At 60.7% G+C, this 21,779-nt stretch carries 22 protein-coding genes; 3 read left to right on the forward strand and 19 right to left on the reverse strand.

The features are described from left to right. The first annotated feature begins 90 nt into the window (after positions 1–90). Together RAS12_RS09295 and RAS12_RS09300 are read left to right on the forward strand one after the other, a co-directional pair. On the forward strand, positions 91–828 hold the full coding sequence (locus tag RAS12_RS09295; RefSeq protein ID WP_306947505.1) for a glutamine amidotransferase: 738 nt from the start codon (positions 91–93) through the stop codon (positions 826–828). Positions 829–928: 100 nt separating this feature from the next. Continuing rightward, complete coding sequence (locus RAS12_RS09300; RefSeq protein WP_306947507.1) at positions 929–1,780, forward strand: bifunctional transcriptional activator/DNA repair enzyme AdaA; 852 nt, start codon at positions 929–931, stop codon at positions 1,778–1,780. A gap of 84 nt (positions 1,781–1,864) precedes the next feature. On the opposite strand, the gene ppsA is transcribed toward RAS12_RS09300, so the two are convergent. Continuing rightward, entirely contained in the window at positions 1,865–4,231 is a 2,367-nt protein-coding gene (gene ppsA, locus RAS12_RS09305) for a phosphoenolpyruvate synthase (protein ID WP_306947509.1), read from the reverse strand. A gap of 203 nt (positions 4,232–4,434) precedes the next feature. Here ppsA and ppsR point away from each other — a divergent pair, with 203 nt between their 5' ends. Next, on the forward strand, positions 4,435–5,262 hold the full coding sequence (ppsR, locus tag RAS12_RS09310) for a posphoenolpyruvate synthetase regulatory kinase/phosphorylase PpsR (protein ID WP_306947511.1): 828 nt from the start codon (positions 4,435–4,437) through the stop codon (positions 5,260–5,262). Between the two features lie 59 nt (positions 5,263–5,321). Here ppsR and RAS12_RS09315 read toward each other — a convergent pair whose 3' ends face one another. The 18 genes from RAS12_RS09315 to tsf form a co-directional block, all read right to left on the reverse strand. Continuing rightward, a complete protein-coding gene (locus tag RAS12_RS09315) occupies positions 5,322–5,801 on the reverse strand; it encodes a DUF2846 domain-containing protein (RefSeq protein ID WP_306947513.1) in 480 nt (159 codons plus the stop codon). 24 nt (positions 5,802–5,825) lie between these two features. Then, positions 5,826–6,296 carry a DUF2846 domain-containing protein gene (locus RAS12_RS09320; RefSeq protein WP_306947516.1) on the reverse strand — a complete coding sequence of 157 codons (471 nt, stop codon included), beginning with the start codon at positions 6,294–6,296 and terminating at the stop codon, positions 5,826–5,828. After that, entirely contained in the window at positions 6,293–6,625 is a 333-nt protein-coding gene (locus tag RAS12_RS09325; RefSeq protein WP_306947518.1) for a hypothetical protein, read from the reverse strand. Before RAS12_RS09325 ends, RAS12_RS09320 begins: the two co-directional genes overlap by 4 nt. Positions 6,626–6,844: 219 nt before the next feature. Continuing rightward, complete coding sequence (locus tag RAS12_RS09330; RefSeq protein WP_306947520.1) at positions 6,845–7,633, reverse strand: TrmH family RNA methyltransferase; 789 nt, start codon at positions 7,631–7,633, stop codon at positions 6,845–6,847. Further along, on the reverse strand, positions 7,630–8,238 hold the full coding sequence (gene rnhB / locus RAS12_RS09335) for a ribonuclease HII (RefSeq protein WP_371321265.1): 609 nt from the start codon (positions 8,236–8,238) through the stop codon (positions 7,630–7,632). The genes RAS12_RS09330 and rnhB overlap by 4 nt, the downstream gene beginning before the upstream one ends. After that, positions 8,225–9,421 (reverse strand): lipid-A-disaccharide synthase, encoded by a 1,197-nt coding sequence (gene lpxB, locus RAS12_RS09340; protein WP_306947522.1) that lies wholly within the window; start codon positions 9,419–9,421, stop codon positions 8,225–8,227. The genes rnhB and lpxB overlap by 14 nt, the downstream gene beginning before the upstream one ends. Continuing rightward, positions 9,418–10,212, reverse strand: coding sequence for an acyl-ACP--UDP-N-acetylglucosamine O-acyltransferase (gene lpxA / locus RAS12_RS09345; RefSeq protein ID WP_306947523.1), 795 nt, complete (start codon positions 10,210–10,212; stop codon positions 9,418–9,420). The genes lpxB and lpxA overlap by 4 nt, the downstream gene beginning before the upstream one ends. Further along, on the reverse strand, positions 10,213–10,668 hold the full coding sequence (gene fabZ, locus RAS12_RS09350) for a 3-hydroxyacyl-ACP dehydratase FabZ (protein WP_306947525.1): 456 nt from the start codon (positions 10,666–10,668) through the stop codon (positions 10,213–10,215). It abuts the gene before it with no gap. A 67-nt stretch (positions 10,669–10,735) separates the two neighbouring features. Further along, positions 10,736–11,833 carry a UDP-3-O-(3-hydroxymyristoyl)glucosamine N-acyltransferase gene (gene lpxD, locus RAS12_RS09355; RefSeq protein WP_306947528.1) on the reverse strand — a complete coding sequence of 366 codons (1,098 nt, stop codon included), beginning with the start codon at positions 11,831–11,833 and terminating at the stop codon, positions 10,736–10,738. Positions 11,834–11,851: 18 nt separating this feature from the next. Next, the gene (locus RAS12_RS09360; RefSeq protein WP_306947530.1) at positions 11,852–12,412 is read right to left on the reverse strand and encodes an OmpH/Skp family outer membrane protein; all 561 of its coding nucleotides are present in this window, start codon (positions 12,410–12,412) and stop codon (positions 11,852–11,854) included. A gap of 110 nt (positions 12,413–12,522) precedes the next feature. Further along, entirely contained in the window at positions 12,523–14,850 is a 2,328-nt protein-coding gene (gene bamA, locus RAS12_RS09365; RefSeq protein ID WP_306947532.1) for an outer membrane protein assembly factor BamA, read from the reverse strand. Positions 14,851–14,903: 53 nt separating this feature from the next. Beyond that, positions 14,904–16,235 carry an RIP metalloprotease RseP gene (rseP, locus tag RAS12_RS09370; protein ID WP_306947534.1) on the reverse strand — a complete coding sequence of 444 codons (1,332 nt, stop codon included), beginning with the start codon at positions 16,233–16,235 and terminating at the stop codon, positions 14,904–14,906. Positions 16,236–16,283: 48 nt separating this feature from the next. Beyond that, positions 16,284–17,483: a 1-deoxy-D-xylulose-5-phosphate reductoisomerase gene (locus tag RAS12_RS09375; RefSeq protein ID WP_306947537.1), complete on the reverse strand. Its 1,200-nt coding sequence runs from the start codon at positions 17,481–17,483 to the stop codon at positions 16,284–16,286. Then, positions 17,480–18,337: a phosphatidate cytidylyltransferase gene (locus tag RAS12_RS09380; RefSeq protein ID WP_306947539.1), complete on the reverse strand. Its 858-nt coding sequence runs from the start codon at positions 18,335–18,337 to the stop codon at positions 17,480–17,482. Before RAS12_RS09380 ends, RAS12_RS09375 begins: the two co-directional genes overlap by 4 nt. A 53-nt stretch (positions 18,338–18,390) precedes the next feature. After that, on the reverse strand, positions 18,391–19,155 hold the full coding sequence (gene uppS / locus RAS12_RS09385; RefSeq protein WP_306947542.1) for a polyprenyl diphosphate synthase: 765 nt from the start codon (positions 19,153–19,155) through the stop codon (positions 18,391–18,393). A gap of 178 nt (positions 19,156–19,333) precedes the next feature. Next, positions 19,334–19,894 carry a ribosome recycling factor gene (gene frr, locus RAS12_RS09390; protein WP_306947544.1) on the reverse strand — a complete coding sequence of 187 codons (561 nt, stop codon included), beginning with the start codon at positions 19,892–19,894 and terminating at the stop codon, positions 19,334–19,336. Positions 19,895–19,909: 15 nt separating this feature from the next. Beyond that, positions 19,910–20,626 carry a UMP kinase gene (pyrH, locus tag RAS12_RS09395; RefSeq protein WP_006223440.1) on the reverse strand — a complete coding sequence of 239 codons (717 nt, stop codon included), beginning with the start codon at positions 20,624–20,626 and terminating at the stop codon, positions 19,910–19,912. Positions 20,627–20,812: 186 nt separating this feature from the next. Then, positions 20,813–21,691, reverse strand: coding sequence for a translation elongation factor Ts (gene tsf, locus RAS12_RS09400; RefSeq protein ID WP_306947550.1), 879 nt, complete (start codon positions 21,689–21,691; stop codon positions 20,813–20,815). Positions 21,692–21,779: the final 88 nt, after the last annotated feature.

Genomic DNA, 21,779 nt, shown 5'->3' on the forward strand with positions numbered 1-21,779 from the left:
CAGTAACCATACCGCTGGATTATGATGTGCGCTTGATGCGGGTTATCCCCTCCAGGTTCCTGCGTCTGCCTCTTTACAACACAAGCCTCCATGACCGCTGCAACTCCTTTTGCCCTTCCCGTCCTGATCCTGCGCACAGGCGATCCGGACGACGTCCTGAAAAGCCAGTTCGGCGGTTATGCCGAACAACTGACGCAAGCGGCAGGTCTGGCCCCGGGCGATTTTGAGCTGGTACGCGTGAACGATGGCCAGCGCCCGAAAGCCCCGTCGCACTACCGCGCCGCCCTCATAACGGGGTCGCCGGCCATGGTGACCGACCTGGAGCCCTGGAGCGAAGAGACCGCCGCCTGGCTGCGGGAGGCCGCCGCACAAGAGCTTCCCATGTTCGGCGTCTGCTACGGGCACCAATTGCTCGCGCATGCGCTGGGCGGCAAGGTCGGCTACAACCCGGCTGGCCGCGAAGTCGGCACCCAAACCGTCGAACTGCTGCCGCCCGCTGCGGGCGACAAACTCATGGCTGGACTGCCGTCCACCTTTCCGGCGCAGATGCTGCATGCGCAAACTGTCTTGCAACCGCCATCCGGCGCGGCGATCCTGGCGCGCTCGGACCTGGACCAGCACCAGATGATCCGCATCGGCCGCAACATATTTTCGACGCAATTCCATCCTGAATTCGGCCCGGAATTCGTCCGCGCCCACCTTGAACGCTTTGGTCGCCGGTACGCCGCCGAAAACCTGGATGTGCCCGGATTGACCGCAAACGTGCGTGCAACGCCGGTGGCCGGCGGACTGATACGCCGCTTTCTGGATGCCTACGCCCCCGCCTGACGATCCTGGCCGCCCCGCAACAAGCGGAGTGCGGCGCCGGGCGGTTTTTGCGACGATGACCCCATAGCGTGATATCAGCCACACGCACAAGGAGTCCCGAATGAGCCCCGCAGCAGCCACCTTGAGCAAACAGCACGCCGCCGCAGTCGAACGCGCCTGCCGCGCGCTGGAGGCCGAACAGCCGCCTGATTTGTCCACACTAGCCGAACAGGCCGGCATGAGCCGCTTCCACTTCCATCGCATTTTCAAGGCGGCCACGGGCATCACCCCCAAGGCCTATGCCAACGCGCTGCGCGCCAGCCGTGCCAGGCACCAGCTCAAGCAAAGCCCCAGCGTGACCGATGCCATGTATGACGCCGGTTTCAACTCCAGCGGCCGCTTCTACGAGGCCGCGCCTGCAATCCTGGGCATGACGCCCACGGCCTTTCGCAAAAATGGGGAAGGCGTGGATATCCGCTTCGCGGTGGCTCAATGTTCGCTGGGCGCGTTGCTGGTAGCCGCCACCGACACCGGCATCTGCGAGATCGCTTTGGACGCGGACCCTGAGCCTCTGGTGCGCAACCTGCAAGACCGCTTCAAGGCCGCCCGCCTGATCGGCGCCGACGCCGGCTTTGAAGACTGGGTCGCAGCCGTCGTCGGCTTTGTCGAAGACCCGTCACGCGGATTGGACCTGCCGCTGGATGTGCGCGGCACAGCGTTCCAGCGGCGCGTCTGGGAGGCGCTGCGCGACATCCCCGTGGGCACCACTGCCACCTATACGCAAGTGGCCGAACGCATCGGCTCCCCCCGCGCCGTGCGGGCCGTTGCCCGCGCCTGCGCCACCAACAATATCGCCCTGGCCATTCCCTGCCACCGCGTGGTGCGCACGGACGGCTCGATGGCGGGCTACCGCTGGGGTATCGACCGCAAGCGCGAACTCCTGGAACGCGAAGCCGCCGCCCAGCATCCGTAGCACGCCCCCTCACCCGCCACCAAAACGTCAAAAAAAACCCGCACCGTCTACCGGTGCGGGTTTTCTTTTCTTGCGCAAGAACGATCAGTTCTTGGCCAGACGCTGCCACGTATCAACCACCGTGTCCGGGTTGAGCGACATCGACAAAATGCCCTCATCCTTCAGCCACTGCGCAAAGTCCGGATGGTCGCTGGGGCCTTGGCCGCAGATACCCACGTACTTGTTGGCGGCAAGGCAAGCCTTGATCGCGCGGCGCAGCATGAACTTCACGGCTTCGTCGCGTTCGTCGAAATCGGCGGCCAACAGTTCCATGCCCGAATCACGATCCAGGCCCAGCGTCAGCTGGGTCATGTCGTTCGAACCGATCGAGAAGCCGTCGAAGAATTGCAGGAATTCATCGGCCAGAATGGCGTTGGACGGCACTTCGCACATCATGATCAGGCGCAGCCCATTTTCGCCGCGAGCCAAGCCATGCTTGGCCAGCAGGTTGACGACCTTTTCCGCCTGGCTCACGGTACGCACGAACGGCACCATGATCTCGACGTTGGTCAGACCCATGTCGTCGCGCACCTTCTTCAGCGCTTCGCATTCCATGCGGAAGCACTCGGCGAAGTCTTCGGCGATGTAACGCGATGCGCCGCGGAAGCCCAGCATGGGGTTCTCTTCCTCGGGCTCGTAGCGCGAACCGCCAACCAGCTTGCGGTACTCGTTCGACTTGAAGTCGGACATACGCACAATCACGGGCTTCGGATAGAAAGCAGCGGCAATCGTCGCCATGCCTTCAGCCATTTTCTCAACGAAGAACGCGCGCGGGCTGGCGTGGCCGCGAGCAGCCGATTCCACGGCCTTCTTCAGTTCGCCATCCACATTCGGATAGTCCAACACCGCCTTGGGGTGGATACCGATGTTGTTGTTGATGATGAATTCCAGACGCGCCAAGCCCACGCCCGAGTTCGGAATCTGCGCAAAATCGAATGCCAGTTGCGGGTTGCCGACGTTCATCATGATCTTCAGATCGATGGCGGGCATGTCGCCACGGCGCACTTCTTCCACTTCGGTTTCGATCAGGCCGTCATAGATACGGCCTTCGTCGCCTTCCGCGCAAGAAACGGTCACGGCCTGGCCATCCTTGAGCAGGTCGGTGGCGTTGCCGCAACCCACCACTGCCGGGATACCCAGTTCACGCGCAATGATTGCCGCATGGCAGGTACGGCCGCCACGATTGGTCACGATGGCCGAGGCGCGCTTCATCACGGGTTCCCAGTTGGGGTCCGTCATGTCGGTCACCAGCACATCGCCCGGCTGGACCTGGTCCATGTCAGAAATGTCGCCCACGACACGGACGGGGCCGGCGCCGATCTTCTGGCCAATTGCGCGGCCGGTAATCAGAACCTGGCCGGTGGCCTTCAGGCGATAGCGTTGCTGAACGTCGTTTGCGCCCTGCTGCGACTTCACGGTTTCCGGACGCGCTTGCAGGATGTAAATCTTGCCATCGACGCCATCGCGGCCCCACTCAATGTCCATCGGACGCTGGTAGTGCTTTTCGATGATGACGGCGTAACGGGCCAACTCGTTGACCTCGTCGTCGGTCAGCGAATAGCGATTGCGCTCCGACACCGGCACGTCGACGGTGCGCACGGCACGGCCTTCCGGACGCTCGGGATCAAATTCCATCTTGATCAGCTTGGAGCCGATGCGGCGGCCAACGATCGGGAATTTGCCTTGGGCCAGCGTGGGCTTGAAAACGTAGAACTCGTCCGGGTTGACGGCGCCTTGGACGACCGTTTCGCCCAGGCCATAAGACGACGTGATGAACACGACGTCTTCAAAACCCGACTCGGTGTCGATGGTGAACATCACGCCGGCGCTGCCCTTATCGGAACGCACCATGCGCTGGATGCCAGCCGACAAGGCGACATCGGCGTGGGCATAACCCTTGTGGACGCGATAGGAAATGGCGCGGTCGTTGTACAACGAGGCGAACACGTGGCGGATCTTGTCCAGCACGTCATCGATGCCAACGACGTTCAGGAAGGTTTCCTGCTGGCCGGCGAACGAAGCGTCGGGCAGATCTTCCGCCGTGGCGGACGAGCGCACGGCAAACGAGCCCTTGCCGTCAGCGTCAAGCTTGGCAAAGGCTTCGCGGATACTCGATTCGAATTCGGACGAGAACGGGGCCTCGACGATCCATTGACGGATCTGCGCACCGGCGTTGGCCAGTTCGCGCACGTCTTCGGGGTTCAGCGTGGTCAGGCGTTCAGCAATGCGCTTATCCAGGCCAGACGCGCTCAGAAAGTCGCGGAAGGCATCAGCGGTCGTGGCAAAGCCGCCCGGAACGCGGACACCCGCACCAGACAGCTGGCTGATCATTTCGCCTAGTGATGCGTTCTTGCCTCCTACCGAGTCCACGTCCGTCATGCGGAGCTGCTCGAACAAAACAACGTACGACATTGAAGTCACCTTTTACAATGGAATGAAAGCGAGTTTGGTCAAAGCATGAATCTGGCGGATTTCAACCGGCGCCGCCGGCAGAAACCCCGCTGATTCAGACGCTGACCAAACTGGCCTTGGACCGCCCTTGGGGTGACTTATAGGGGCCTGATTGTACTCGGTGGAGTACGCTAGGCCCTCTGCCTGGTTGGAATTTTTTACACATGACACCTACCCCGATCGTACGCACGGTATACATCGTTTCCGACAGTACCGGCATCACTGCCGAGACCTTCAGCCAGTCAGTGCTTTCTCAGTTCGAAGAGGTCGATTTCAAGCCCATCCGGCTGCCTTTTGTCGACACACTTGAGAAAGCGGCCGAAGTCGCGATGCGCATTAACCGCAGCGCGCTGGACGCCGGTGTCCCGCCGATCGTCTTCAGCACCCTGGTCAACCCCGAAATCCTGGCTCGCGTTCGACAGGCGAACGGAATTTTCCTGGATTTGTTTGGCACATTCGTCAGCCACATAGAGCAGGCGCTTGGCCTGAAGTCCAGCCACTCCATTGGCCGCTCGCACATGCAGGCCAATTCGGAAAAATACCGCAACCGGATCGACGCCATCAACTTCAGCCTGGCGCACGACGACGGCCAGTTTGTAAACCAGCTGGATCAGGCGGACGTCATTCTGGTGGGCGTCTCCCGCTGCGGCAAAACACCGACCAGCCTCTACCTGGCAATGCAGTACGCCATCAAGGCGGCCAATTTCCCGCTGACTCCCGATGACTTCGAGCGCGGCACCCTGCCCTCCACCATCGCGCCGCATCGCGGCAAGCTGTTCGGCCTGTCCATTCAGCCCGAACGCCTGGCCGAGGTCCGCAACGAACGCCGCCCCAACAGCCGTTATGCGCAGTTGGAACAGTGCCGTTACGAAGTTGCCGAAGCCGAACGCATGATGCGCCGTGAAGGCATTTCCTGGCTGTCCAGCACCACCAAATCGATCGAAGAGATCGCGACCACGGTGCTGCAGGAAGTAGGGCTGGATCGAGGCTGAATACAACAAGGGCGCGCCATCGGCGCGCCCTTGTTGGACTATCAGGAACTGCGGCTTGCCTAGGGACGCAGCTTCACGCGCTCGCGCGAACCCGCCCCCCAATAACGCAGCGAAGACATTTCCTGCTGCGCTACTTCCTCGGACTCTTCAAGACGCATCGTCTGCTGTCCCATGCTGGAAGAATTGCCAGAAACGCCATCAATGCTCAAACGCACGTAACGCGTCTGCCCAGGCGCCAACGTGAACGATAGGGCTTCATCGTCCCGCAGCGTGTCCACCTTATAGCTGCCGGCTGGCCGGTTCACAAAGAAAAAGCTGCCCGGTTTGGAACGGCCAACCTTGCGCTCATTTATGCGCAAGTACGGTTGACTGGATACCACACCGGTAGGCGCAGGCGGCTGATAGAAGTAAATACGCCCCGTCTCCGGCACCATGACCGGAATCACGCCGGCCACTTCCTTGTACCGAGGCCCGCCGCAACCTGCCAATAACAGTGCGCCCAGTGCGGCACCCGCGATCCATTTAATACTGCTTTTCATTTTTTATTTTCCTGGTCGTGCTGACTACATGCCCCGGACCTGCTCCGGCGTCGCTGCTCCCCAATACCGCAAGGCGCGCATTTCGTTCTCGGCCAATTCGGCCGGGTCGACCAATTGCATCGACAATTTACCTACCGTGCCCGTACTTCCCAGCGATTCCGCCATGATGCGCACGTAGCGCGTCTGCCCGGGGTCCAGCATGAAGCTCACGCCATCACCGGTCCAATACAGATTAGTCACGACATAGCTGCCCGCCGGGCGATCCACAAAGAAGAAACTGCCCGGCTTATTGCGGCCAACAACTTCATTATTTACACGCAGTTTCTGCTGCGCCGACGAGATATTCGTCGGTTGAGGCTGGTAGAAATAGATCCGGCCATTACCCTGCGCAATTGGCGGGATTCTGCCATCCAGCGTTTCATATTTGGGACCGGCGCAACCCGCCAGCATGACGGCGATTGCAGCCGCTGCCACGATTCTCAACCAGGCATTCATTGACGCATCTCCACGGGCAGCGCAACGGGACGGACAAGCGGCATGTATGCGCTTTCGCCGACCATGTAAAAACCAAGCAATTTTCCAGACGACGCCACGATGTAGGCTTCGCCCTGACGGCGAGTCTGGATGGTGAACAAACCGCCCGTCGAGCGATACACATCGCCTTGCGGCAATGCCCCGACGCGCCGCCATTGCGATGCCGCCGGCAAGGTCACGCTAGTGTCGTTGGGAAGCGCCGCAATAACCGCTCGCGACAATTGAATGGTGTAAACAGGATCTGCAGGAGCCACGGGCACCATGCTGATTTTTTGCGTGCTGATCGACATGCAGCCGCCTAGTGCAAATGCGCATAAAGCCGCCAGCAGCAACGCTTTAACCGCTCGCGCAGAACGATCTTCAAGCTTATGAACCCGCGACAACGTCATAACTACCTCGACGAAACAAAACGTGAAGTATATGAGTGCGACCGGATTTTACAAAACGCGTGCCAGCGGCGTTACCAATCGGGATTTATTTTGCCGAATTTAACGAAGGAATAATGCGCTTCAGCGCCTCGAGCCATGCAATGCCTGGCGGCGTTGCTCAAACAGGCATATGGCCGCCGCAGCGCCCACATTCAGCGATTCCACTGCAACGGCGTCGTGCGGGATCAGTACTTTGAGCTTCGCGGCCGCCAACAACTCAGCCGCAACGCCCTGACCTTCGTGGCCGAAAACCCATGCACAACGTTCTGGCAAACGGCCTTCATACAAATCCCGCGCACCGTCCAGCGAAGTCGCTACCAGCGGTACCTGCAATCGCGGCAGCAAGGCCGTCAGATCGGCATGCTCGTGAATGGCCAACGCAAAGTGCGCGCCTTGGCCGCTGCGCAATACTTTGGGGGACCACGCCGCCGCTGTGCCTGTGGCCAGGAACACACGCTTGATACCCGCCGCCGCGCAGGTGCGCAGCAGGGTGCCAACATTGCCCGGGTCCTGAATGCGGTCGAACAACACGCAATTCTCATCGACTACCGGCGGCACAGGCAAAACCTGCGGTGTCACCAGAAATGCAACGCCCTGCCCGCTTTCCACACTGGCCAGCGACTGCATCAAACGGGCGTCCAGCGCCAAACTGCTCGCCTCTGGCACTGCGGCCGCCAAGGCCGCAATATCCGGCTGAGACAGCCGTTCAACGTCGAAAATCGCCTGATCAGGCGCACCGTAGTGCTGCAACCAGGCTTGGCACAGATGCACGCCGTCAAGCAGCACCGGCGCGCCGCGCTTGCCTGCGGTGCACGCCAGCTTGGCCAACGCTTTGACCGCGGGATTATCGCGGGAACTGATGTGCTTCATGACGACAGGCCGAAGGCCTTGATGGGAGCAAAGCTGCGCCGGTGTTCGGCGCAGGGACCGTGTTCGCGCAGCATCTGCAAGTGCAGCGCCGTGCCATAGCCTTTGTGCTGGTCGAATGCGTACTGCGGGTAGAGCGCGTGCAGTCGAAGCAGATCCGCGTCTCGCGCTGTCTTCGCCAAAATCGATGCGGCAGAAATCGCGGGCACCAGGGCGTCGCCCTTAATGACAGTTTGCACGGTGCAGCCAAGCTTAGGCGCCTGATTACCGTCCACCAATGCCAGTTGGGCTGGGGTAGACAAGCCCTGCACCGCCCGCTGCATCGCCAGCATGGTGGCGCGCAGAATGTTCATCGTATCAATCTCATCCACGCTGGCGCTGGCAATGCACCAAGCTAGCGCGCGCTCTTGAATCAAGAGCGCCAGCGCTTCGCGCTTGGCCGCTTTTAACACCTTGGAATCGGCCAACCCGTCGATCGGGCGTTCCGGGTCAAGAATGACGGCTGCGGCATAGACAGCACCCGCCAATGGACCCCGTCCGGCCTCGTCAACACCTGCCGTCAACATGGCGGGCTGCACGGGCGCCGCAAACAGATCAGGCTGCTCCACCCGCCACCTCCAGGATGGCCTGGGCAGCCAGGGCTGGCGTGTCTCGCTGCAACTCCTGGTGCATGGCCGTAAAGCGAGCCTCGACACGCGCGATCAGGGCGTCATCGGTCAGCGATGCCCAGGTCGCCTCGGCCAGCTTTTCGGGCGTGGCGTCGTCTTGCAGCAGCTCGGGCACGGCAAAATCGCGCAACAGCACATTCGGCAGGCCAACCCACGGCAAATAGGGCCGCTGTTGTCCGGACTTCCACGTCATGATGCGGCGCATCCATGGCGACAGCACGTACGAAATCACCATCGGTCGCTTGTATAGCGCGGTCTCAAGCGTTGCTGTACCGCTGGCCACCAACACCGCCGTAGCGGCTTCCATAACGGACCACGCCACCGGCGCCTTGCGGTCACCGCCCGCCCCGTGCAGGTCATCAGCGGTGATGCAACGCAGGCCCGGCACCGGGTACTGAGCCAGAATGGCCTGAAATTCCGCGCGCCGCTGATCGTTGACCATGGGTACAACGCATTGCAACGCCGGGTCTTTCTTTAGCAGCAATTGCGCGGCTTGCAGAAATCGTGGCGCCAACAGCCGGATTTCAGATGAACGGCTACCCGGCAAGATGGCCAACACGCGTGCGTTCTGATCTATACCAAGGCGTTCGCGCGCGGCGGCGCGATCCGGTTCCATTGGGATAGCACCCGCCAGCGGATGCCCCACGTAGGTAACGGGAATGCCTTCCTTGCGGTAGATCTCTTCCTCGAACGGGAACAGCACCAGCATGTGCGACACAGACTCGCGGATTTTGTGGATGCGCTCGTAGCGCCACGCCCAGATGGAGGGCCCGACAAAATGCACGGTTGGCGTGCCAGCCAGACGCAACTGGTGTTCCAGCCGCAGATTGAAATCGGGTGCGTCGATGCCCACAAACACGGATGGCGGCTCGGCCAGCCAGCGGCGCTTGACGTCGCGATAAGTGCCCAACAAGCTGGGCAATCGCTTTAGCGCATCGACATAACCAAAGACCGTCAGGGCATGCATGGGATGCCAGACGTCGAAATCGCGGGCCTGCATTTGCGGCCCGCCGATACCTTCGCAGTGAATGCCTGAATCGCGCGCTTGCAGACCGGCAATGATCCGGCCGGCCAGCAGATCGCCCGAAGGCTCGCCGGCCACCATGCCGATCCGCGTGCTCATGGACGGATGATGCCGCGGGAAGCGACGTCCAGGAAATCGAGCAGCGTTTGCAGGTGCTCGGCCGCTTCGGGGATGGACTGTTGACGCTCGCGCAACTCGGCGCGCGCGGCATCCAGCGGCAAACCGCGGCGGTAAATGATTTTGTAGGCTTCACGCAGAGCCGAAACCATCACCGGCGTAAATCCGCGACGCTTCAGGCCTTCAACGTTAATGCCCACCGGACGACAAGGGTTGCCAGCCGCCAGCACAAACGGCGGCGTGTCTTGCATCAGCGAACTGTTGCCGCCCGTCATGGTGTGCGCGCCGACGCGCGAGAACTGATGCACCCCGGTCAGACCGCCAATAATGGCCCAGTCGCCAACGTGGACGTGGCCGCCCAGTTGTACCGAATTGGCCAGAATCGTGTTACTTCCGATATGGCAGTCATGCGCCACGTGAACGTAGGCCATGATCCAGTTGTCATCGCCCAGCGTGGTCACGCCGCCATCCTGCACCGTGCCCGTATTCAGCGTGACAAATTCACGGACGGTGTTGCGGTCGCCAATCGTCAGACCCGTGAGCTCGCCCGCGTACTTCTTATCCTGCGGCATGCCGCCGATGGAGCAGTAGCGGTAGAAGCGGTTGTCGCGCCCAATGGTTGTAACGCCATCGACCATGCAGTACGGACCGATCTCCGTGCCCGCACCGATGGTCACATTCGGCCCAACCACCGCGAACGGTCCGATCACGGCGGTCGGATCAATGTTGGCCGCCGGATCAACGACAGCGGTAGGATGGATGTTTCCTGCCATTTACTCTTCCAGGCTGCGAATCGCGCACATCAGCTTGGCCGACGCCACTTCCTGACCGTCCACCGTTGCGCGCGCTTGGTACTTACAGATGCTGCGGCTCAAACGCAGGGCTTCAACTTCGATACGCAGCTGGTCACCCGGCACGACCGGGCGGCGGAAACGGGCGTCATCGATACCCACCAGGTAGTACGCCGTTTTCGAACCTTCGCATTTCAAGCCGCCGTTCTCGTCCGTGAACGAAAACAACGCCGAGGCTTGCGCCATGGCTTCCACGATGAGCACGCCCGGCATCACCGGATGGTGAGGAAAGTGACCGTTGAAAAACGGTTCGTTGATCGAGACGTTCTTGATAGCGACAATGGATTTGCCGGGCACCATTTCAACGACGCGATCAATCAGCAGCATCGGGTAACGATGCGGCAGCCTTTCCATGATCCCCTTGATGTCGAGTTCCATTTTTCTATTCTTTCCTGCGAAATGAAATAATCTTGGCGCGTGCGCGCCAGGGCGGCGACAGCACGCCCTAGTCTTTTTCCAGCGTCCGCACGCGGCGGCGCAGTTGCGCCAACTGCTGTATCACGGCCGCGTTGCGCTGCCATTCACCATGTTCCGCATACGGGAATACTCCGGTATAGCGGCCAGGCTTCGAAATATTGGACGTCACCGCAGTGCCGCCCGAAATGTGGACGTCGTCAACCAAAGTCAGGTGTCCTGACAACATGGCCGCGCCGCCGATCGTGCAACGTTCACCAATGGTGGTGGACCCTGCAATGCCCACGCACGCCGCTACCGCAGTATGCGCGCCGATGCGCACGTTATGCGCCACCATAATCTGGTTGTCCAGCTTGACGCCATCCGACACCAGCGTGTCTTCCAGCGCGCCGCGGTCCACCGTGGTGTTGGCGCCGATTTCGACATCGTTACCGATGGACACGCCACCCAGCTGCGGAATCTTGCCCCAAGCGCCCTTACCCAGCGACGGGTCCGGCGCAAAGCCAAAACCGTCTGCGCCCAGCACAACACCGCTATGGATGATGGCTCGGGCGCCGATCTTCACGCCGTCGTACAGGGTCACGTGCGCAAACAAGCGGCCGCCAGGTCCAACAGACGAACCGGCGCCGATCACGCAACCGGGTCCCAACACCGTATCGCGGCCGATGCGAGCACCGGATTCGACAACACAATTGGGGCCGATACGCACGCCTTCTTCAATGATCGCGTCAGGCGCGACCACAGCGGAAGGATGCGTGGACGCAGGCAGCACGGGCCGGCGCGCGGCGTCGAACCACTGCGCAACACGCGCATAAAGCAGATAGGGATGTTTGCAGACGACCAGCGCAAAAGGCGGGCGGGCCGAGCCCTCGGCTTCCAGGGCCTCGGCGACATCGGGAGAGACGATGACCGCCCCAGCCTGCGTGGCGCCAAGTTGGCTCTGGTAGCGGGGATTAGCCAGGAAAGCAATTTCCTGGCCCCCAGCCGAAGACAGAGTCCCGATGCCGCAGACCCGCAAGGGGTCCGCGCCCGGAACCGCGCTGATACGCCAGTCCATTCCCTGGGTGTTGGCAGCGCTCAACAGTGCTTCAAGTGTCGGCGCGCGGGCAAGATCCAGTAAAACCGGCATAGCTTCGACGGGTACGGCTTACTTGCCCAGGCTCTGAATCACCTTGTCGGTGATATCGATGCGCGGGTTGACCGTCACGGCGTCCTGAATGATCAGGTCGTAGCTTTCTTGCTCGGCGATGCGCTTGATGGCTTCGTTAGCCTTCGTGACAATGCCCGAGAACTCTTCGTTGCGGCGGCGGTTGAAGTCTTCCTGGAATTCACGACGCTTGCGTTGCAGGTCGGTATCCAGATTGGACAAGTCGCGCTGACGCTTGACGCGATCCGATTCCGACAGGACGGGAGCATCCTTGTCGAATTTTTCGGCTTGCGAACGCAGGCTGTTGTTCAGGCGTTGGAGCTCATCGTCGCGCTTCTTGAATTCGGCTTCGATCTTGCTTTGCGCAGTCTTGGCCGGACCCGATTCACGCAGAATCCGCTCGGTATTAACGAAACCGATCTTGGTGTTTTGAGCTTGTGCGGGAAGCGCAGCAGCCGAACCGAGAATGAGCGCACCCACCAGGGCAATGGAGCCGCCCAGCTTGCCACGGCGCTTGGCGCCCGGCGTATTCGATGATTTAAGTGCGAAATCAGACATCATGAAAATCTCACCTTCAAGTAAGGCAAAGCCAAAGTGTGTATTGTGCCACTAAACAGTAAGGGAGCCGGGCCAAACGGCCCCTCCCTTGTTTTCAAGCGTAACGCAGCTGCTTAGAAACCGGTCCCGATCTGGAACTGGAAGCTTTGCTTGTCGTCGCCAGCCTTGGAATTAAGCGGGCGAGCGTAAGACAGTTGCAGCGGACCCATCGGCGACTGCCACGACAGACCGATACCTGCCGAGAAACGCCAGCCGCAAGGATCTTCCACCTCGGAACCCGGCTTGCCAGCCGCGCAACCCAGATCGGACGAAACCTGACCGGCATCGCTGAAGATAAACCAACGCAAGGTCCGGTCCTTCGAGGCACCCGGGAACGGCAGATACAACTGGGCATTGGCCACAATACGGCGCGTGCCACCCAGATAATCGCCCGTCTTCGTGTCACGCGGACCCAACGACGACCCTTCGTAACCGCGAACGGTACCAATACCGCCGGCATAGACGTTCTTGATGACCGGGTAGTCCTTGCCACCGTAACTTCTGCCCCAATCCGCCATGCCGTTAAGCGCCAGCGTGTAAGAGCCGCCCAACGGAACAAAGTACTGTTGTTGCGCAGTCAGCAGCGTGTACTTCAGATCAACCGTCGACACGTCAGCCTTCAAGCGCGTGTACGAACCCTTGGTCGGCGCCAGAGCGCTATCGCGGGTGTCGTTCGACCAGCCGGTATTGAAGATCACCGAATTGGTCGAATCGCCGTAGTCCTTAACGAACTTGTCGTAAGCAGCAGGCGAGTTGTCGAACAAATCGATCTGGTTATGCTCGAGATTGGCGCCCATGAAAATCCGGTCGTATTCCGAAATCGGAATGCCGAAGTTCATGCCCAGGCCAATGGCCTTGACGCGGTAATCACCGTCGTTGTTATTCCAGGGCTCGGTCACGCGGTAGTACGCAGACGTGGTGCGGCTGATGCCGTCCTTGGTCCAGTACGGATCGGTATGCGACAACACGACCGCGCGGTTTGTCTTGCTGGTATTCAATTGCAGCGTCAGGTTGGTGCCGCTGCCGAAGACGTTGTCTTCACTGATACCGGCCGACAGAATGGCCTTTTCAGACGAGCCGTAACCCACGCCCAGGTTGATCATGCCCGTGGGCTTTTCTTTCACGTCAACGTTGACGTCAACCTGGTCGGGCGAACCCGGAACCGGATCAGTCTTCACATTGACGTCGCTGAAATAGCCCAGGCGATCCACACGGTCGCGCGAGGTCTTGATATCTTTGGCGTCGTACCAGGCTGCTTCCTGCTGGCGCATTTCGCGGCGCACGACTTCGTCACGGGTACGGGTATTGCCACCGATCTGGATGCGGCGCACATACACACGGCGGCTCGGATCAACGTAGAACGTCAGATCGGCTTCGTGTTTGGCGCGGTCCAGTTGCGGGTTCGGGTTGACGTTCGCAAACGCGTAGCCCAATTCGCCCAGATAGTCGGTAATCGCCTTGGCCGAATCGTTAGCCTTGGCGGCCGAGAAGGTCTCGTCCGCCTTGACTTGCAACAGCGCATTGATCTCTTTGTCCAGGCCGAGCAAGTTGCCAGCCAGCTTCACGCTGCGCACCTTGTAGGGCTCGCCTTCGTGAACGGTGATCGTGATGCGGATGTCTTTGCGGTCCGGAGAAATCGTGACCTGCGGGGGTTCCACCGAAAACTCCAGGTAACCCTTGTCCAGGTAGAACGAACGCAGACGTTCCAGATCGCCTTCGAGCTTTTCGCGCGAGTACTTGTCGGTATCCGTGTACCAGGTCAGCCAGCCCGGCGTCGTCAGCTTGAATTCATCAAGCAGATCGCTTTCCGAAAAGGCCTTGTTGCCGACGAAGCGGATTTCCTGAATGCGGGCCACGGCGCCTTCGAACACGTCGAAGCTCACGCCCACGCGGTTGCGCGGCAGCGGCGTCACGGTGGACGTCACCTCAACGCCATACTTGCCCTTGGACAGGTACTGCTGCTTCAGTTCGTACTCGGCGCGCTCAAGCATCGAGCGGTCGAAAATGCGGCCCTCGGCAAAACCCACCTGCCCGAGGGACGTGGTGATGGCCTTGGAGTCGAACTCGCGCATGCCGTTGAAATTGACGGAAGCGATCGTCGGACGTTCCTGCACGACCACGACGACAACGTTGTTGTCAGTCTGGATCTGCACGTCGGTGAAAAAGCCAGTGCCGTAAAGACGGCGAATGGCTTCGGTCGCTTCTTCTTCGGTGAATTTCTCGCCCACCTTGACGGGGAGATATCCGAAGACGGTGCCAGCGTCAGTGCGTTGAATACCCTCTACGCGGATATCCCGCACGACAAAAGGGTCAAAGGCTTGGGCCATAGCCGGTAACAGCAACGCGGCGATAAGACCCGGCAGTACACCCTTTTTGTGATGAAACATCCGGCGAAAAGACATCCTTGAGTATCCTCGGTCGTGCAAATGGCGGGGGATTTTATGCTAAATCGCGTTTAAGTGAATAAACGCGTGAAATCGTTGAACAGCGCAAGCCCCATAAGGCCTGCCAATAAACCTATGCCGGCGCGTTGTCCGATATCGATCCACCTCGCTGGCGGCGGGCTACCCCGCACAATTTCGACGAGATAGTACAGCAGATGACCACCATCCAGCATAGGAATGGGCAGCAAATTTAATACGCCCAGGCTGATACTGATCAACGCAATATAGGCGATATACGCAACAATCCCGATTCTGGCGGTCTGGCCAGCGTAGTCCGCGATGGTCACAGGGCCGCTGACATTACGCCAAGACACCTCGCCAGTCACCATACGGCCCATCATGCGCAGCGAGAACCAAGCGGTGTCCCAAGTGCGGACAGCACCGCGCCACAGGCTGTCAAAGACGCCATAACGCACAGTGACCATCGGGATATCGCCGCCCAGCTGAACGCCGAGGCGGCCGATTTCAACGCCGTTGACCGTTTCCGCCCGCGGCGTGACATTCAGAGATATGGTGGCGCCATCGCGCAGCAACGTCAGTGCCAGCGGCTTGCCCGCGCTTTCCTGAATCTGCTTGACCAGCGCGCCCGTGTCCGGGGTGGGCTGGCCATTGACGGCCACGATCAGGTCGCCCTGACGCAAACCAGCAGCCTGCCCTTCTCCGCCATCGTTCACGGCGCGCACGGCAGGTTTAGGTTGAGCCAGGCGTATGCCCGCCGCAGCCAAGGGGTCCCCGCTGGACGGGTCCATGGTATTGGCCGGCAGGTTCAGCTCTCGCTGCTGCACACCGCCTGCGGGGGTGCTGACTTCAATTTGGGCACGGCCGCCAGTGGCCATCACGTCCATCAGGCGCCAACGCGCGTCCGACCACGATCCGACTTCTTCACCGTCTATGGCCAGAATGCGATCACCGGAAAGCAGCCCGGCACGCGCCGCAGGCGATTCCGCCGCAGGCTGCGCGAGGATCGCTTGCGGCTCTTCCGTGCCGGCCATATTCAGGCCGGCATACAGGAAGACCGCAAGAATCAGGTTGAAAATAGGCCCCGCAGCCACGATGGCAATGCGTTTGCCGACGGATTTGTTGTTGAAGGCGCCTGCCGCTTCTGCGGCAGTGGCACCGGCAGGCGCATCGTCCTGCATCTTGACGTAGCCGCCCAAGGGCAAGGCTGAAACCGCCCATTCTGTGCCATTGCGGTCCGTGCGGCGCAGGATGACCTTGCCAAATCCCACGGAGAAACGCAAAACCTTCACGCCGCAAAGTCGGGCTACCCAATAGTGTCCCAGCTCATGAAAAATGATCAGGGAGCCAAGCGCGACGGCAAAGGCCAGCAGGGTGAAAAGCATCGGGATAGGAAGAATCTAGGAAAATCAGCAGCAATAGCGGCCGGCCAATCAGGCCAGCCCTAGGTTACCTGCAAAGATGCGGGCTTCCGCGTCAAGCGCAAGCACATCGTCAAGACTGTTGAGCGTAACAGAAGCTTGCCGCCCCTGCCACTCCAGGGATGCCTCAATGACGCGCGGAATCCAGGTATACGCCAGACGGCCGCTCAAAAACGCATCGACGGCAACTTCATTGGCTGCATTCAAGGCCACGCAGGCGCTCTGCCCTGCCCGCAACGCTGCAAAAGACAGGTCCAGACAGGGGAAGCGCGCCAGATCGGGCTTTTCAAAGTCCAGCCGCCCCACACGCGTCAGATCCAGCAGCCCCACGCCGCTTTGCAGGCGGTCTGGAAAACCCAGTCCGTAGGCAATCGGTGTGCGCATATCGGGCTGCCCCAACTGCGCCAGCACCGATCCATCGTCATATTCCACCATCGAATGCACCACGCTTTGCGGATGCACCACCACTTCGATGCGATCAGCTGGCATGGCAAACAACCAATGCGCCTCGATGACTTCCAAGCCCTTGTTGAGCATGGTGGCGGAATCGACGGAAATCTTGCGGCCCATGCTCCAGTTTGGATGGGCGCAAGCCTGCGCAGGCGTCACGTCTTGCAGGTCTTTCAGGTCCCGGCCACGGAACGGACCGCCGGATGCTGTCAGAAGCAGACGGCGTACCCCTGGCGCGGGCGCCTCGGGCGCCCCGGCCTTGCCCCCGTGCGGCATGCACTGGAAAATGGCGTTATGTTCGCTATCAATTGGAAGAAGTTCAGCGCCGTTGTCGCGAATTGCCTGCATGAAAAGGGAGCCAGCCGCGACCAAGGCTTCCTTATTTGCCAACAACACGCGCTTACCGCTGCGGGCTGCTGCCAGCGCGGCGGGCAAGCCCGCAGCCCCCACAATTGCCGCCATAACAGAGTCACACTGCGGGTCTGCTGCGGTATCGGCCAGCGCCTGCGCGCCGACGCGGATCTCCGGCATAGGCTGGGCGCCCGTCCAGGCGGCAATGAATTTCTTGCGGGCGGCCGCATCAGGCACCACCACGACAGCCGCTCGGCAGGCCAGGGCCTGCTCGGCCAAACGCTCCATCCGGCTATACGCGGACAGCCCGTATACGGCCAACCGTTCAGGGTGTCGCGCAATCACATCCAGAGTGCTTTCACCGACCGAACCGGTCGACCCCAGCACGACGACGCGTTGAAAAGCCCTCAAAACAGCACTCCAGACAAAAGTAGCGCAAACGGCGCAACCGGAAGGATTGCGTCGATGCGGTCATAAACGCCGCCATGACCGGGCAGCAGCGTGCTGGAGTCCTTGCGCCCCGCCCTGCGCTTGAGCAGCGACTCGAACAGATCTCCAACAATGGACAACACGCCCAGCAACGCCGCGATAGGCAAGGCTAGCCAAAACGTCCAGCGCTCCACCAGCGCATGGCCAAACGAGCCCGCCCACAAACTGGACAGGCCGATCCACACCACGGCGCCCAGAACGCCGGCAATCGCACCTTCAATCGTCTTTCCAGGGCTGACCCTCGGGGCCAGTTTACGCTTGCCGAATGCGCGACCGGCAAAGTACGCGGCAATATCTGCCACCCAGACCAGCGCCAGCAGCGACACTACGAACCCTGCCCCACGCGCCATGAACATCTGCGCCAATACAGCCCAGGCCGCAAACGCTGCGGGCACGGAGAAGAGCGACCAGCCCAGACTGGCTGGCGCCGCGCTGGAATTCCCGCGGACCACGGCAGTCACGCCGCCAAACAGCCACACGGCGGCAACGGCAGGCACAACGTAATACAGCACCCAGGCGGGATCGGCCACAACCGTGCCATCACCCGTCAGCCAGGCGGACGTCAGCGCCAGCATCCCGCCAAACAACAGCGCGGCGATACCAACGGAAATTAGGGGGGAAGGCGGTTGCGGCAATGTCAGGCGGAGCCACTCCCAGTTGGCGCAAGCGGCGGCCAGCGCCAGCAGGGCAACAAACCACCAGGGGTTGGCGCTGATCATGGCTGCGGCCAGAATGGCCAACAGAATGACGGCGGTAACGATACGCTGGCCCAACATATGACGGTCTCCTCGGGTGCTGCTATGGGAAAGACGCGCTTGTCGCCGTCTACTTACTTCGCACCGATTTCATTGACTTGGGCGCTGGTGCGGCCAAAGCGGCGCTCACGCGTGCGATACCAGTCAAAGGCAGCTTGCAGCTCTGCCGCGCCAAAATCCGGCCAGTAGCGATCCGTGAAGTAGAACTCCGCGTAGGCCATTTGCCAGATCAAAAAATTGGAAATGCGTTGTTCCCCGCCCGTGCGGATAAACAGGTCGGGCTCGGGAGCCCAAGACATGGACAGATGCTTGGCCAAGCGCTCTTCATTCACCATCTGCGGCTGGCTTGCAATCAGGGGGTCTGCCGCCAGCATGGCGCGGGTGGCCTGAAGAATGTCCCAGCGCCCGCCATAGTTTGCGGCAACAGTCAGATGCAGACGGTCGTTGTGCGCGGTGCGCTCCTGGGCGGCAACAATCAGCTCCTGCAAGCGCGGTTCAAACGCGCTCAGGTCGCCGATCACGTGCAGCCGGACGCCCTGCTCGTCCAGCTTGCCGATTTCGCGTTCCAGCGCCTGCACAAACAGACGCATCAACAGCGACACCTCTTCGGCGGGACGGCGCCAGTTCTCGGAACTGAAAGCGAACAAGGTCAGATAACGAACGCCGGCGCGGCCACAGGCCTCGACGACGCGCCTTACCGCCTGAACGCCCTTGGCGTGCCCAGCCGTACGTGGCAGCAGCCGCCGCGTCGCCCACCTGCCGTTGCCATCCATGATGATGGCGACGTGCTCGGGGATGTCGCGAGTGTCGGGTACTGCCTGGGTCGAACTGGTTGCCATGTGTTTGGGACTGTGCGCGGCTGCGCGGCGCAAAACGGGAATACGGAGAAAAACCTGCGCCGTCGTTCCATCGCTACGTAGGGGTGCTGCGAGGCAATGGATATGACGGCGCTTAGGCAAGAATGGACTGAAAACCAGAGCGTAGCGGCACAGCCGCCCGCCCCAGCCCATCCGGAAATTATACGGTCATGATTTCCGCTTCTTTCTGGGTGACCATCTTATCGATGTCAACCACGCTGCGATCCGTCAGCTTCTGGACGTCATCCTGCGAACGACGCTCGTCGTCTTCGGAGATTTCCTTGTCCTTGACCAGCTTCTTCAATGCTTCGTTGGCTTCACGGCGCAGATTGCGCACAGCCACCTTGGCATCTTCGCCTTCGCTACGGACCACTTTGGTCAGATCGCGGCGGCGCTCTTCGGTCAAAGCGGGCATCGGAACGCGGATGGTGTCGCCCATCGAAATGGGATTCAAGCCCAGATCGGATTCGCGAATCGCCTTTTCGATGGGGCCGGCCATTTGCTTCTCGTAGGGTTGCACGCTGATGGTGCGAGCGTCCACGAGGTTCACGTTGGCAACTTGACCAACGGGCACGGGCGAACCGTAGTAGTCGACCTGAACGTGATCCAGGATACCCGTGTGGGCACGGCCCGTACGGATCTTGCCCAGGTTGATCTTGAGCGTTTCAAGCGACTTGGCCATTCTGGCCTCGGCGGATTTGCGGATTTCTGCGGCGCTCATGAAATTTCCTTTTCTTTAGACGTGTACCAACGTGCCTTCGTCTTCGCCACTGACGACTCGCTTGAGTGCGCCGGACTTATTGATCGAAAACACTTTGATCGGCAGTTTCTGGTCACGGCACAGCGCGAACGCGGTGGCGTCCATGACTTCCAGACGGCGGACAATCGCTTCGTCGAAGCTGATGCGCGCATAGCGCGTAGCGGTGGGGTCCTTATTGGGGTCCGCGCTATAGATGCCGTCCACCTTGGTGGCTTTCAACACGATCTCCGCACCGATTTCAGCGCCGCGCAGGGCGGCGGCGGTATCGGTCGTGAAGAAGGGGTTGCCAGTACCCGCGGCGAAGATCACAACCTTGCCCTCTTCGAGGTAACGCAGGGCCTTCGGGCGGATGTAGGGTTCGACGACCTGATCGATATTCAGGGCCGATTGTACGCGGGTGTCGATACCCTTGTGCTTGAGCGCGTCTTGCAAGGCAAGCGCGTTCATGATGGTGGCCATCATGCCCATGTAGTCGGCGGTTGCGCGGTCCATGCCCTGCGCACCCGGGGCGACGCCACGGAAGATGTTGCCTCCGCCGATGACAATGGCCAATTCGACGCCTGTGGCGGCGACTTCGGCGATCTCATCAGTCATGCGGACGATGGTGGCGCGATTGATGCCAAATGCATCATCGCCCATCAGCGCCTCGCCGGAAAGTTTGAGAAGAACCCGTTTGTATGCTCTGCTGCTCATAGGTGATATCCCGAGGAACAATCCGACGAAAGTGTAAGACAAGAATGGGGGAACTCCCCATCGCCGCACCCGCTACGCGAGTTAGAGGCCTGCCCAGAGTGGGGGTTCACCTTGGGCTGGCCCTGCGGCGAAAAGGCCGGACTAGAATTTAATCTAGCGCCGGCCTTTTGGCACTATACCCTGGGGTTAGGCGCGGCCGGCGGCGGCTGCGGCAACCTCAGCGGCGAAGTCGCTGGTCTTCTTCTCGATACCTTCGCCGACAACGAACAGCACGAACTTGCTGACCGAAGCGCCCTTTTCCTTCAGGTGTTGTTCGACCGTGTGCTTGTCGCTCTTGACGAACGGCTGCGACATCAGCGTCACTTCCTTCAGGAACTTGACAACCGAACCTTCGACCATCTTGGCGACGATTTCAGCCGGCTTGCCCGATTCGGCAGCCTTCTGTTCGGCGACCGAGCGTTCGGCGGCGATGTCGGCGGGGTTCACGCCGTCGGCGTTCAGTGCCTTGGGCTTGGTGGCGGCAATGTGCATTGCCAGATCCTTGCCCACTTCTTCGGCGCCAGTGTATTCCACCAGCACGCCAATCTTGCCGCCGTGCACGTAGCTGGCCAGCGCGTTCGGCGTTTCGATGCGCTCGAAACGGCGGATCGAGACGTTTTCGCCGATCTTGCCGATCAGGGCGGTACGGGTCGATTCAACAGTGCCTTCACCGAAAGGCAGTGCCGACAGAGCGGCCACATCGGCCGGGTTCTGCGTGGCAACCAGTTCAGCCAGCTTGTTCACGAAGCCGACGAAGTCGTCGTTCTTGGCGACGAAGTCGGTTTCGCAGTTGATTTCGATGACGGCGCCTTGCTTGGCGTCGGCGGAGATGAACAGACCAACCAGGCCTTCAGCGGTAACGCGGGCAGCAGCCTTGCTGGCCTTGTTGCCCAGCTTGACGCGCAGGATTTCTTCGGCGCGGACCAGATCGCCGTCGGCTTCCGTCAGGGCCTTCTTGCACTCCATCATGGGCGCGTCAGTCTTTTCGCGCAGTTCCTTGACCAGGGCAGCGGTAATTTCAGCCATGTTTGCTCCAATTTTTGCTAAGACACGCCCCGGGCGGACCGGGGCAGTGATTTGATTCGATGGGACGCCCGCAATTAGCGGGCCAGGA

The organism is Achromobacter seleniivolatilans (assembly GCF_030864005.1).
Taxonomy (GTDB): Bacteria; Pseudomonadota; Gammaproteobacteria; order Burkholderiales; family Burkholderiaceae_B; genus Achromobacter; species Achromobacter seleniivolatilans.